Annotated in this window: 10 protein-coding genes and 2 pseudogenes; 2 read left to right on the plus strand and 10 right to left on the minus strand. The window is 35.3% G+C overall.

Features of this window, described 5'->3' with window-relative positions; translation table 11 throughout:
* Nucleotides 1-32: 32 nt before the first annotated feature.
* From IGI38_RS06800 to IGI38_RS06835, 8 genes and pseudogenes are all read right to left on the minus strand, one after another.
* Entirely contained in the window at nucleotides 33-989 is a 957-nt protein-coding gene (locus tag IGI38_RS06800) for a N(4)-(beta-N-acetylglucosaminyl)-L-asparaginase (RefSeq protein ID WP_438728158.1), read from the minus strand.
* A 1395-nt stretch (nucleotides 990-2384) separates the two neighbouring features.
* Nucleotides 2385-2528, minus strand: a complete 144-nt coding sequence (locus IGI38_RS06805; RefSeq protein ID WP_438728160.1) for a hypothetical protein — start codon at nucleotides 2526-2528, stop codon at nucleotides 2385-2387.
* 111 nt (nucleotides 2529-2639) lie between these two features.
* Nucleotides 2640-2726, minus strand: a complete 87-nt coding sequence (locus tag IGI38_RS06810) for a hypothetical protein (protein ID WP_438730348.1) — start codon at nucleotides 2724-2726, stop codon at nucleotides 2640-2642.
* Nucleotides 2727-2842: 116 nt separating this feature from the next.
* The gene (locus IGI38_RS06815; protein WP_438728162.1) at nucleotides 2843-3232 is read right to left on the minus strand and encodes a hypothetical protein; all 390 of its coding nucleotides are present in this window, start codon (nucleotides 3230-3232) and stop codon (nucleotides 2843-2845) included.
* 26 nt (nucleotides 3233-3258) lie between these two features.
* Entirely contained in the window at nucleotides 3259-3735 is a 477-nt protein-coding gene (gene tnpA / locus IGI38_RS06820) for an IS200/IS605 family transposase (RefSeq protein WP_438728164.1), read from the minus strand.
* 211 nt (nucleotides 3736-3946) lie between these two features.
* Nucleotides 3947-4204 (minus strand): annotated as a pseudogene (locus IGI38_RS06825) (FUSC family protein); the annotation flags it as partial.
* Nucleotides 4205-4208: 4 nt separating this feature from the next.
* A pseudogene (locus tag IGI38_RS06830) lies at nucleotides 4209-4587 on the minus strand (ATP-binding protein); the annotation flags it as partial.
* A 642-nt stretch (nucleotides 4588-5229) separates the two neighbouring features.
* Nucleotides 5230-5469: a winged helix-turn-helix transcriptional regulator gene (locus IGI38_RS06835; protein WP_438728167.1), complete on the minus strand. Its 240-nt coding sequence runs from the start codon at nucleotides 5467-5469 to the stop codon at nucleotides 5230-5232.
* A gap of 233 nt (nucleotides 5470-5702) precedes the next feature.
* Between IGI38_RS06835 and IGI38_RS06840 the strand changes: the two genes are divergently transcribed.
* Together IGI38_RS06840 and feoB are read left to right on the plus strand one after the other, a co-directional pair.
* Nucleotides 5703-5939, plus strand: coding sequence for a FeoA family protein (locus IGI38_RS06840; RefSeq protein ID WP_438728169.1), 237 nt, complete (start codon nucleotides 5703-5705; stop codon nucleotides 5937-5939).
* Complete coding sequence (gene feoB, locus IGI38_RS06845; protein ID WP_438728171.1) at nucleotides 5926-7827, plus strand: ferrous iron transport protein B; 1902 nt, start codon at nucleotides 5926-5928, stop codon at nucleotides 7825-7827. The genes IGI38_RS06840 and feoB overlap by 14 nt, the downstream gene beginning before the upstream one ends.
* 559 nt (nucleotides 7828-8386) lie before the next feature.
* Here the strand turns inward: feoB and IGI38_RS06850 are convergent.
* Both IGI38_RS06850 and mgtA read right to left on the minus strand, forming a co-directional pair.
* Nucleotides 8387-9550 (minus strand): RNA-guided endonuclease InsQ/TnpB family protein, encoded by a 1164-nt coding sequence (locus IGI38_RS06850; RefSeq protein ID WP_438730351.1) that lies wholly within the window; start codon nucleotides 9548-9550, stop codon nucleotides 8387-8389.
* Nucleotides 9551-9823: 273 nt separating this feature from the next.
* Nucleotides 9824-12562 carry a magnesium-translocating P-type ATPase gene (gene mgtA / locus IGI38_RS06855; RefSeq protein ID WP_438728173.1) on the minus strand — a complete coding sequence of 913 codons (2739 nt, stop codon included), beginning with the start codon at nucleotides 12560-12562 and terminating at the stop codon, nucleotides 9824-9826.
* Nucleotides 12563-12637: the final 75 nt, after the last annotated feature.

Raw genomic sequence — 12637 nt, forward strand, 5'->3', positions numbered from 1 at the left:
TTGCTTCACCTCTAGCTATTCATTTTATGATACTAATCATAGATTGGAGATTTGATCCTTTTCTCATACGCATCTAACCAGTCTTTCGTGATCAGTTGAATATCGGTAGTATGGTTTGCTCCCATATTAGCGATAAATATTTGCGCATCTTCCTGATAGTTGCCAACGCTGAACGTAAATTCCACGTTCGTAGCAACTCCCCACTCACCTTTGGTATTCATCGCAATTAGTGAGAACGCACCTGCTTTTCCATAACGTGCTGTCAATTTATCGTGAAATTCGTAGACCGCTTTGTCACAAGCTGCCTGTGGTTTTACCCCTTCACCCATCAAACGAACGATCTCATAGGATAAACAGCCCTTCATCAAGTCTTCCCCTAATCCAGTGGCAGCTGCTCCACCAATCTCGCTATCCACATAAAATCCGGAACCAGATAAAGGTGAATCCCCTACGCGACCAGGTTTTTTCATGAACAATCCGGAGCTAGAAGTTCCAGCCGTCATCGTGCCCATTTGATCTAGCGTAATCGCTCCAACTGTATCGTGACCATCGTAAGGGTTCAAATTGTTCTCTTGAATTTCTTTCAAGCGTTTTTCCCAAATTTTATGAGCACGCTCTGTCAGCATACTCTTCCGCTCAAAACCCTCCAGCATCGAATACTTGGTGGCGCCTCCACCTACCCGGAAGCTATTGAATTTATCTTTGCTTAGCTGTCGTGCAACAGCGATCGGGTTCTTTACATCTGTGATTCCAGCAACTGCACCGATCTCAAAGGTATCTCCATCCATAAAAGCAGCATCCATTTCTAAGATACCTTCAGCGTTCGGCAATCCGCCAAATCCCACTGATTTATAGTAAGGATAATCCTCTACTGTCTTGATCAAGGTCTCCACGGCATCGCCGGCTCCCTCTTTTTTCTCTAATAAGCGCAATGCTTCTACCACACCATCGTGTGCCATACGCCACGTGGCAATTGCTCCCCAAACCATTGTCGTACCCCTTCCGTTACCGTTTACATTTCAAAATCTGACTTAATTGTAAATAGTATATACTATATTGTATATACTATATCGGAAATTCTTAAAATTTTCTTATCGTTTTCTAAGTGTGAAAACATCCTGACAATTTCAGAATATCTTGTTTAAAATAATTTAAACTTGATTTTTCTTATCTAGGGACCAAGTCTTAGATTGGCTTAATATTTAGCATTATCACTCGGCTTCCCAATAGTAGTTTCAAATACAAAAATGAAGAACTCGCGTTTCTTAGTTCAACCTAGGAGAATGGGTTCATCGTATTTAAAACTTTGCAACAAGATTTATATATTAGGCTCGCCTAACATTTATTATAGTTTTTTATATGAGTAATACCCTAATTTCCTTTTTATATTTCAGGCTTTTTAAATTTTTATCTAAAGGAGATGATGGCATACTTGAATCTATTTTAATTATCCATACTAAAAAATTAAACTTCTATTCTGAATAAAAATGGGTTTGGGTAGCTCTGACGACGTATTATTCTAATGAACATGCAAAAAGTTAAAGTTTCTATATAGTAATATTTTTGTTTAAAACTATCAAATTTTATAGAATGAAGTTATTTATGAAAAAGAATATTTGTCTTATATTATGTTTGCTTTTTTTCTTTTGCACTAGGAAGTATCACGTATGCAGAGACAAAAGAATCAACTGAATTTTTGTTGTAGATAGAATCCCTTATAAAAAAATAAAGGTGGCTCAAAATGAAATATAAATTGGGCTTGGAAATAAAGAACATGAAAGTAATCCAGCATTAACTAGTATTGTTCCTATTGAAGATACGATAATACTTTATCCCGATAAACCGTTAATTACAAAATTACTAAAGAATTCTCGATCCCAACTAATATTTCTTACAGGGAGAAGAATACAATGTAGTTAAGGTAACTGAAGGAGCTTTTTATGCTTGAGATATCACAGCTATGCAGATTCTAGAGGGAATAAAAAAACGATAGTGGAAAATGTATTTAATTACACAAAAAATATAGAGAGAATCATAATTCCTGCTCTGTAGTAACAATACAAGATAATACATTTTCTGGTTCTACCGGGGAAGAATCTGAAATAACTCTAAGTATTTTATCCGAGATTATTTTTCAGCCAGAAAGTAAATTAACTCATATAGGATGGGAACATTCATGAATCTCTCAAAAATGACTTATATTAATTTACCGAAAAATGAAACACAAAGAGAATTTCTGATGATGTATCCGATTATTATCTGTGAAGATCAAATAATGCAATTACACCAGTTAGAAACAATTATTCAAAATTTTATCCTTTTTCATAGCAAATTATTTAGTATCCAGATACAAATACAAAGTCCTATAGAAGTGGAAAAATATCTTAACAAATTCCATCCGAAATACGGGAAATGTTTTCTGGATATTGATTTAAGTAAGGAACTAAAAGCAAATAGACAATAATAATTAATTTGTTTTTTTCAATCTTTTCCTGCAAACCCAACTGCCTCGAACTACTGTCATCCATTTGTTTTCATCCCCTTTTTTTTTTCGAAAAGTATGCTAATTCTTTTTTAAATACTTTTAATGTAAACCTTTCTTCATAATAAGCATCCATTAAGTCACAATACCCCATTTTTTATAGAATCCCCAGACTTTTTCTTTGATAATCTGGGTGAATAGCTACCTGCTTTATTTGAATGCAATTTGAAGAACAGGGATGCATTAGTAGAGTACTTACTGTCACACCATCCCGCTTGACTACCAAATGAATGTGGTTTATCTCACTACAAGGTGAGGATGTCTGTCATATAGGGCTGACCCGCGCTAGCTTTCAATAACTCATTTCGTAAAATAATCGCTTCTCGATAAATGAGCAATGATTTCCTTCATTGCCAGATACATATTTGAAGCGTGCTCAAGTTCAACCTGTAATTGAACCATATCTCCGGCAAACTCTTGACATACAAAATGAAAGAATGATAAATAATACAAATCTAATTGGGCGATAGTTTCTGTTATCAGCGAAACTTCAGATGAGTTTTTACCTGTAATAATCAAAAAGTAATTTTGCACGTTATCTATAGTATCAGATCGATATACTTCCTCAGTTTTATCAATCATAACCACCCGTGAGAACGGGTGGTTTGCTCTTCGGGTGGAACCCTCTGCTACCGACATGAGGCCTAACGCCCCTTCGAAAAAATGAATGGTTCCCCTCGCACGTACCACATTCTCCTCCTAGTTCTTAAAGAACTTTATTTTTTCTTTCCTCTGTTGCTCTTTCCGGTAAATGGATCAATTTCTTCAAATAGACTCAATTGGTCACTTTGATAGTCTTCTATCAATTGGTTCCTGATATAGTCCTCAATCTTCTGTTGATTCCTCCCTACCGTATCCACGTAGTATCCTGTACACCAAAATTTTCGATTCCCATACTTATATTTCAAATTAGCATGGCGATCGAATATCATTAAACTACTTTTTCCTTTTAGATATCCAACAAAGGAAGCTACGCTTAACTTGGGTGGTATACTAACTAACAAATGAATATGATCTTTGCACGCGTTTGCCTCATGGATTGTTACATGTTTTCTTTCACACAGCACACGGATGATCTTTCCTATACTTTCTTTGTATTTTCCATAGATAATTTGGCGACGATACTTCGGTGCAAAGATGATGTGATATTTACACCTCCAAGTGGTGTATGCTAAGCTTTGTTTGTCATTCATGACATATCCTCCTTTGATCGAATGTGAGTGGTTGGGGAACCGTTCTCATCATAGCATCTTGGGAGGATTTTTTTACTACCTCGCTGGAAGCTCTCTTGAACCACAGGCCTAGCCTGTGGTTTTCAAAACATACAAAAAAGGGTAAGCATCATTTTTCGATGCTTGCCTACTGAAACTACTCGTTCTCTCTTCTTTTTTGTAGTCTTTTCCTTATGGCATAAATACCATACATCACGCTCTTTACTAAGCCATCACCCCAATTCCAAGGTAGCCAATCCCAAGAGCTATCCACAAAAAAATCCAACTGATAGTTACCTAGTGAATATTGAGAATAAAGATTCCCCGTTTCAATCGTATCATCAACCAGTTCCGTTGCCTCAGCTACCGTGCCACTCAGACTGAGAAGAAGTGAAATGGTGCAGAGACTGATTGCAATCATTCCCACAATCCGAAAAAGTTTACTTTTCATCCCCTCACTCCATTCTCTCTTGAACAGGTGGACGACATGGAAGAGTTATTCAAAGACTGGGAGAACCTGAACCACACCAACTCAACCATATAAATCTTGCATTAAGCATTTTCCGTTTTCCAAACCTCGTAAACGGTTTTGACTACTTTCATCCTCTTGATCTAATCCAAAGAATTCCAAAGTCTTCTTGATTTCATGGATATCAGTACTGCGAAAAGCAAACTTCAACCCGATATTGTTCTTCAAACGTTCATCCAATAAATCATCACTATTTTAAATGACAAAATGAACACCGGCATTCATGGCTCGACCAGCTCGGACTAACTTATTTGATAAAGTCTTTCCTCATGGGCCACTTGAAGAAAACTCCAAGCTTCATCCAAAGCAAATGTTCAACTTTCCCATTTTGTTCAGTTTTCTTATCCATAGTTGTATTTCAGCTAAATTTTAGTTGTTTCTGTAGTTCAGATGAGCATTGTTTTTTATAATTGAGAATCCAAAAAGGGCTATGTTGCTAGCTAACAGCAACGAAAAATCTCCATTTATAAGATTGGGTGATAAAGACCAGAACATAAATTCAAAAATGTACCTCCAATCATACATAACTGTTTTTAAAATTCTATCGTAAAGATATTATGAATTAAATAGTCATGTTAGTATTAAGTACAGCGGTAAATGTCTCTGATTTAAAATATAAGAGTATCCAAATTAATGCATATTCAATATAGAGTCAATCCATTTATTTGCAATATCCCCCGAAACTGAGCAAAGAGAATCTTTTAGATTCGGTACTAATATTTAATTAAATTACGATATATACATAAGCATTCAATCTTAGTAAAACACTATTTTTTAGCGTCTTTTTTTAAAAGTATAGTGATTACTATCAGCAAAATTATAGAAAAAAATAGTAACCCTAGCGTTAAAAAAAAGTAATCAAACATTCACTACCTCTCCTGTTCTTGAGTCAAACAATAATGACAACAAATTGCCCGGTACCACTTCAAATAAACTTCGCTAATCTTTCATCCCCTTATATTTTCACTGTAATCTTCAATTAAATTTTTCCCCCTTTTTGTTAACTGAAAACAGCTTTTATTCAAATAACCTTCAAGTTCTAACTTTTCCAACATTTCACTAACGGAAGATGGACTAATACCTAGAATTTTAGCTAAATCATTATTCTTGATTACTTTGTCTTTAGCTGATAACTCTTGTATTACTAACAAATAAATTAATAGTGTAGTCGATTTTATTTTCACCATAGCAGCTCTCTCCTAATCATCTAAGAACATTACGAGGTCCCTTTCCACGCGCTATATATCAAGAACCTTTTCAAAATCCAAATCGCTCTGTCTTTTTTTAGGATAACCTAAAACATTTTTTAGTTCAACTTAAATAACAATGAGAATTTGTAGTTTCTACCTTGAACGTATAAAGTTTTGGTCATATAATAAATAAGTATTCGGCTTACCTAAAAATATAAAGGAGGTACAAAATGCAGTTACACAATATTATTATGGATGAAGCGTATGATGTTGTATCAGTTAATCATCCGGATGCTGAAATGAATCGAAGGTTACTAGACTTAGGTTTTTATGAAAGAACTCCCATAAAAAAGATTCTAACAAGTCCAAAAGGAGATCCTATAGCCTACAGAGTACGCGGTACAACGATTGCTCTAAGGAATAGCGATGCACAATATATCGAGGTGAAAAGATATGGAGATAACTAACTCTGGGTTTGAAATCCAAAAGAAAAAAAAGACTGATCGAACGATCGCATTGGCTGGAAATCCCAATGTGGGAAAAAGTACAATTTTTAACGAACTAACAGGAATGAGGCAACATACCGGTAATTGGCCCGGAAAAACTGTTGATCTTGCCCAAGGATACGTTGAACATAATCATAACGGATACGTCTTCGTCGATTTACCTGGAACTTATTCGTTGTCAGCTCATTCTCAAGAAGAGGAGGTTGCAAAAGACTTCATCAAATCCAAAGATTCAGAAGCAACGGTAGTTGTTTGCGATGCTACTAGTTTAGAGAGAAATTTAAACCTTGTGTTGCAAATAATTCGAATAACTCCAAAAGTTATTGTGTGTGTCAATTTAATTGACGAGGCAAACAAGAAGAAAATTTCTATTAACTTAGCTAGGCTAGAAACGCTTTTAGGCGTTCCTGTTGTGGCTACATCTGCAGCAAAAAAACAAGGACTAAATGAATTGATGGATACAATAGAAAAAGTGATAGGTAAAGAAGTTACTTCCAACCGAAACATGCGTAACGCGCTGGATCAAATTCATGAGGATACTCAAACAGAATCATTAGCACTTTTAGAAAGAGCATCTATTATCGCAAAAGAAGTGGTGAAATTTGAAAATCAAAATTATGATCGGAATGATCGTATCTTAGATAAAATACTAACTCAAAAAATTACTGGAATTCCAATGATGATACTCCTCCTCCTAATTATTTTTTGGTTTACAATCGCTGGTGCTGACGGACCATCTGATTTTTTAGCTGATCACTTCAGTCAACTTGGAGAATGGTTAATTATTCAAGCAACACAACTAAATATTCCTCAAAGTATCCAGAGTGTTCTTATTGAAGGAATTTATAAAGTTTTATCTACAGTTATAGCGGTAATGCTACCGCCAATGGCCATATTTTTCCCTATCTTCACAATGCTTGAAGATTTTGGGTATCTGCCAAGAATAGCTTTTAATCTTGATAAATATTTTCAAAAAGCTGGCGCATGCGGAAAACAAGCACTGACTATGTGTATGGGATTTGGTTGTAATGCAGCGGGAGTTGTTGGAGCAAGAATCATTGATTCACCTCGTGAGAGACTGATTGCTATTATTACAAATAATTTCGTTCCTTGTAATGGTCGCTTTCCAATTTTAATAGCTGTAATCACTATGTTCTTTGTTGGATCTTCCGAGGGGTTAGCTAATTCAATTATGTCAGCGATATTTTTAACATCAGTGATTGTGCTAGGTGTTATATCAACGATAGTTGTTTCTCGCTTATTGTCAAAAACTATTTTAAAAGGACTTCCTTCTTCATTCACATTAGAATTGCCTCCATATAGAAAGCCCCGAGTCGGGCAAGTGCTCGTTCGTTCAATCCTTGATAGAACACTCTTTGTTTTGTGGCGAGCCATCATAGTAGCTGCTCCAGCGGGATTAATAATTTGGATTTTAGCTAACATTTCAATGGGAGAGCTGTCATTATTGCAACATATAACACAGTTTATTGACCCCTTTGCAAAACTTATGGGACTTGATGGGACTATATTAATGGCCTTTATTTTGGGGCTTCCGGCCAATGAAATAGTTATACCGCTGATGGTTATGGGATACATGGCAACAGGCACAATAACTGAATATAATTCATTAAATGAATTCCACCAACTGTTGATTGAAAATGGTTGGACGTGGCTGACAGCAATGAACGTATTACTATTTACGCTATATCATTGGCCTTGTTCCACTACGCTTTTAACAATTTATAAGGAAACTAAAAGTAAAAAATGGACATTTGTTTCCTTCATCGTACCAACGATAATAGGCATTGCAATTACTATAATTACCACAACCATTGTTCATGCATTCTAATTCAAGTCTCAATCATATTAGATACGTCGTAAAATATTTAAACATAATAAAAAATATACACGCGAGATGTATTCAGACTGTAGACAAAAACTGTTTCAAGTAGTGTTTTGCCACTTGAAACAGTTTTTTTGGTGTATCAAAAGTGGAGTAAGTTGTTTTAACGAGAGGATAAATAAACCTAAATTAAGTAGTTGATCAAAAAAATACAGAAATCAGATCCGTTTACGATAAAAAAACTCCTTTCGATAAAATAAACGGTTGATAACCATTTATCGGTATATCGTAAGGAGTTTTTATCGCTAAAATATCTTTTCCCACCATAGAGACATGATTTTTACATACTTTCCCAAAAAATATTGACTAAAAATCATTGATATAAATGCCTGAAGAATAATATTATAACCCCCTAACGTGCATTCTAGGAGTCGTTGCCAATATCTATCAAACTAAAAATAAATACTGTTTATTTCCTGATTCATCGTGTTGAAGCCAAACTATTAATTATAAAAATGAATAGAGGCATGACACTCCACAGGCGTATATTCGGATGCAACGCGTCCTACATTATCCAATTAATACTATAATCGACTAAATTCAAGCTAGTATTTCTATCCTTTAAAATTGTGTTGTTACATTCTAGACACTGATATACGACTCCAGATTCTAAAAGATTAAAGTTCATACTTTTACATCTATAGCATATTTTACTACAAGGATAGGTTGGGGCCACTTCGGTAAAATCAATATTTAGTTCTTCACATTTGTAGTGGAGTTGCCGTTTTAATTCATAATAGCACTCCTTTGACAGCCTTTTCTGATGTTCTTGTTTTTTCATTAATTCATGAAGTGGTAAATAAGAAATCACTATTTTCTCAGGGCGCTTCTTGAGAATGGTTGTGGTAACATGGTGCCAATAGTTTTCCCGAATATTTGAAATTTTCCTGTAGATCAATTGAATTCTTATCTCTAACTTGTGAAGATTCTTTTTTTCAACAAATAATTTATCTTCGTTCATCCTTATCTTTCGACGATATTGTAGTTTTAGTCTAGCTAGTTTTTTCTCAAGCTTTTTCATTGTGTCAGTTTGATTTATTGAAGTAAATTTTTCTCCTGTAGACAACACAACCGGATAAGTTCCATCCAAGCAAATTCCCAAAGTACCACTTATTGGATAAGTTATTTGATCAACTTCTAATCCCACAGCTAAATACCAATACTTTCCGTCAAAAGAGATTCTAGGATTATATAGTTTCTTATTCACCGGCAAATTTACGTTCGTTTTTACCCAACCTATTTTTTCCAATAATACAGACTTATCCTTAACCTTTATCCGTGTTGAATCATTATAAAATGAGGGAGTTGTTTTCTTCTTAGTTTTATATTTTGGAATTTCAACATATAAATTACTTGAACCATCTATTGCATGAAACCATTTTTTATACGCATCACAAGCATCTTTAACAGCTTGTTTTGCTATATTATTCGACACTAAGTTTAACCAATAGTACTTAGGTCGTTTTTTCATTTTTGTAATATGTTTTCGAATCACCTGGTCGGAAAGGAGCTCCCCCTTATTAAATCGATAGTTCATACGTTGCATACTTATTGTATAATTATAGACCCAACGAGCAGTTCCCGCGGATTGCCATAGCTTCATTAATTGTTCATTCGTGGGACATAGCCTTATCTTTTTCCTCGAATCATTTTTTCCCTCCCTCGAGATTAATTATCTCTTCACCAGAATATTATTGACAAGTCTCCATTAAAATCATTATTTATAAAAAAATAGTGAAATGGAGCCTTCATTATATTTATGTTGCTTTGAATCACAAACGACCAGTACAGCCACACACACATATACAACAAGAAAAGTATAAAAATCACTAACAATCTCACTTCTTTCGTTGTTCCCTTCGTAAAAGAAACACACTATTTTTATGATGACGGGTAACCTGAAAAATTGCCTACTTGACTGTATACTGTAAGATAATCTATTTTATAACAACTCTTTATAACGATGGACATAGAATCGTTTCACGATGGTCACTAAAGCCAAGTAGGCCACAATAGTAGCTGCTAACCATAACCAATAATCGGTCGGCAAAGCTGCTAACCCTAAACTTCGTCCGAAGTTTGTAAATGGCAAGACTGTCCCTACAGCAATACCTAGTGAAGTAATAGCTGTCATGATAAATGAACCCCTGCTTTGAATAAACGGAATCTTCGGCGTCCGTAATGCATGTAGTACTAAAGTCTGGGACCATAAGGATTCCACAAACCAACCAGCATGGAATACAGCAATAAACGCGACTTGTTGAGCTGGTGTCAGAGTATGAAATTCTCCGCCAATAACAGCCGGACAAATGACAAAATACATGAGTAAATAGGTCGTAATATCAAACACGGAACTTGTTGGTCCTAACCAAATCATAAATTTCCCAATACTAGAAGCTTCCCAACGTTTCGGTTCATCTAGATATTCTCTATCCATGTGATCCCAAGGAATCGATACACAGGAAATATCATAGATAAGATTTAAAAAGAGAATTTGTAAAGGTAACATCGGTAAAAATGGTAAGAATGTACTGGCAACTAAAACTGAAAACATGTTTCCGAAATTTGAACTTGCTGTGGCTTTGATATATTTCATGATGTTTCCAAATGTTTCTCGTCCAGAAATAATCCCTCGTTCCAAAATCATCAAGTCTTTTTCCAATAAAATAACATCGGCGGATTCTTTGGCAATGTCGACTGCGGTATCTACTGAGATACCAACATCTGCTGCTTTCATAGCTGGTGCATCATTGATTCCGTCACCAAGAAATCCTACAGTATGACCATTTTCGCGTAAAATCCGTGTAATTTGTTGCTTCTGTTGCGGGTTCAGTTTTACAAATACATTGTACTTTTCCACTAATTGGCTAAGTTTCTGATCTGAAATGTTTACAATGTCCTCGCCACTAATTAACTTTTCTGTCCCCAAACCAACTTGTTTGCAAACTGATTGTGTTACCAAGGCATTATCCCCAGTCAACACTTTCACACCAACTCCATGCGTTTTTAAAGTCTCTAGAGCTTGTTTAGTTGTTTCTTTTGGAGGATCTAAAAAGGCTAAATAGCCAATTAAGACCATCTCAGATTCGTCTGCTACTGAAAACTCTCCTACAACGCTAGGATTTGTTTTTTGTGCAACACCAATCACTCGTAAACCATCTTCATTTAATTCGCTTACCTTTTTCAATATTTCTTGTCTGACCTCATCAGTCAATTCTGTAACGTCGCCTCTAAAATCTACAAAACTTGAGATGGTCAACATTTCTTCAATTGCACCCTTAGTGATCATTTGGGTTTTTCCACTAGTGTCTTCTACTACCACACTCATACGTCTACGTTCAAAATCAAAAGGAATCTCATCAACCTTTTTGTAATGTATTTCTTTCGTATCCAATTCTTCTTTTGCCGCATCAATAATAGCAACGTCCAATAAGTTTTTTAATCCTGTTTGATAATAACTGTTTAAATAAGCATGGCGTAATACACGGTCGTCTTCTTCACCAGATAAGTCCAAATGATACTCCAAAATGATCTTATCTTGTGTCAGTGTTCCTGTTTTGTCGGTACACAACACATCAATAGCACCGAAATTTTGAATCGAATTGAGATTTTTTATAACCGTTCCTTTCTTCGCCATAGCTGTCGCTCCTTTAACCAAATTGGTTGTTACAATCATAGGCAACATTTCAGGCGTTAAACCAACCGCTACAGATAAACCAAATAGAAAAGCTTCCATCCAATCCCCTTTAGTAAATCCGTTGATGACTATAACTGTTGGAGCCATCAAAGCCATAAACTTGATAAAGAGAAAAGAAGTTTTTCGAATGCCCGTTTCGAAACTTGTTTGAATCGGCTTACTTGATAATGATCCCGCAACATTTCCAAATAGAGTACGATTGCCAGTTCCAATTACCACACCTTCGGCACTTCCGCTAATAACATTACTACCCATATACACCATATTCTCGTAACTAGTTTCTGAATTATGTTGTGTAACAATGATATCTGATCTTTTTTCTACTGGGTAACTTTCTCCTGTTAGTGCGGATTGTGAAATAAACAAATCCTTAGTCGTAATGAGTCGGATATCAGCCGGAATCATATCCCCAGCCGATAATTTTACAATATCTCCACAGACAATTTCTTCCATAGGAATTTCATCATACTTGTTCTTCCGTTTTACGGTTGCAGTTACTTTTACAAGCGATTTTAGTTTTTCCGCCGCTTGATTTGATCGTACAGATTGAATTAAAGTCATTGTTCCGCTAATCAAAACCATTGCGAAAATAATACTACTACCAAAAAAATCCCGATCTTCCGGTGCTACAATAACAACATCTGTAATAAAAGAAGTAATCCCCAATCCAATCAGAACTAACGTAAAGGGAGTGATATAGGCTTTTACCATTTCAATGAAAAAGGGTGTTTTCTTTCCATATGAAATCTTATTATCCCCATATTCATTTCTTGCTCTGATTGCTTGCCCCTCAGACAGTCCTTTTTTTGATGTTTGAAATGTATCAAAAAGATTTTCAATTGTTTTTCGTGCTATTAAACCATAATTTACTTCATGATTTCCATTTTTTCTAGTTTCCACTCTTCTTTCCTTCTCTCCAAAAAAAATTCGCCATAATCCTATCCCAATCATTAGGTATAGAATGATATTTCCTAGCGTCTTCATAAAACTTCCTCCTTGCTAGGGTTTGGAGAGTTCAGGAACTAAAAACAAATAGACAATAATAATTGATTTGTTTTT

Origin of the sequence: Enterococcus sp. AZ128, assembly GCF_051714485.1 — a bacterium.
Lineage (GTDB): Bacteria > Bacillota > Bacilli > Lactobacillales > Enterococcaceae > Enterococcus_A.